General features: G+C 44.8%; 1 protein-coding gene. It reads left to right on the plus strand.

The window, feature by feature from the left end; genetic code table 11:
- The first annotated feature begins 12 nt into the window (after positions 1-12).
- Entirely contained in the window at positions 13-1203 is a 1191-nt protein-coding gene (gene tuf / locus I2F31_RS13180; protein ID WP_195770214.1) for an elongation factor Tu, read from the plus strand.
- Position 1204 lies beyond the last annotated feature (1 nt).

The following is a 1204-nucleotide window of genomic DNA, read 5'->3' on the forward strand; positions in this document are numbered from 1 at the left end:
AGGAAGATCATCATGGCTAAGGCTAAGTTTGAACGTAATAAGCCACACGTAAACGTGGGAACAATTGGTCACGTTGACCATGGTAAAACAACGCTAACTGCTGCAATTGCAACAATCTGTGCAAAAGTGTACGGTGGTGAAGCTAAAGACTACGCAGCAATCGACTCTGCACCAGAAGAAAAAGCACGTGGTATTACAATTAATACATCACACGTAGAATACGATTCACCAACACGTCACTACGCACACGTAGACTGCCCAGGCCACGCCGATTATGTTAAAAACATGATCACTGGTGCTGCACAGATGGATGGTGCGATTCTAGTATGTGCTGCAACTGATGGCCCAATGCCACAAACACGTGAGCACATCTTGCTTTCACGTCAGGTTGGTGTACCGTACATCATCGTATTCTTAAACAAGTGTGACCTTGTAGATGACGAAGAACTACTTGAGCTAGTAGATATGGAAGTACGTGAACTTCTATCTTCTTACGATTTCCCTGGTGATGACACTCCTGTAATCCGTGGTTCAGCTTTAGCTGCACTTAATGGTGACCAAGGTCAATACGGCGAGTCAGCTGTTATTGAACTTGTTGCTGCACTTGACTCTTACATTCCAGAGCCAGAGCGTGCAATTGATAAAGCATTCCTAATGCCAATCGAAGACGTATTCTCAATTTCTGGTCGTGGTACTGTAGTAACAGGCCGTGTAGAATCAGGTATTGTTAAAGTCGGCGAAGAAGTAGAAATCGTTGGTATTAAAGACACTGTTAAAACGACTGTAACAGGCGTTGAAATGTTCCGTAAATTGCTAGACGAAGGTCGTGCAGGCGAGAACTGTGGTGTTCTTTTACGTGGTACTAAGCGTGAAGACGTACAACGTGGTCAAGTATTGACTAAGCCAGGTGCGATCAAGCCACACACTAAATTCGATGCAGAAGTATATGTACTTGCAAAAGAAGAAGGTGGTCGTCACACTCCATTCCTAAACGGTTACCGTCCACAGTTCTATTTCCGTACAACTGACGTAACTGGTGCGATCCAGTTGAAAGAAGGCGTTGAAATGGTAATGCCAGGTGACAACGTTGAAATGTCAGTAGAATTGATCCACCCGATTGCGATGGATGCAGGTCTACGTTTTGCGATCCGTGAAGGCGGTCGTACTGTAGGTGCTGGTGTTGTTGCGAAAGTAACTGCATAAT

The sequence above is a fragment of the Acinetobacter rathckeae genome, assembly GCF_015627125.1.
GTDB lineage: Bacteria > Pseudomonadota > Gammaproteobacteria > Pseudomonadales > Moraxellaceae > Acinetobacter > Acinetobacter rathckeae.

Bases quoted from the DNA above. Each gene is read 5' to 3' on its own strand.
- tuf (WP_195770214.1), top strand. From the start codon at position 13: ATGGCTAAGGCTAAGTTTGAACGTAATAAGCCACACGTAAACGTGGGA.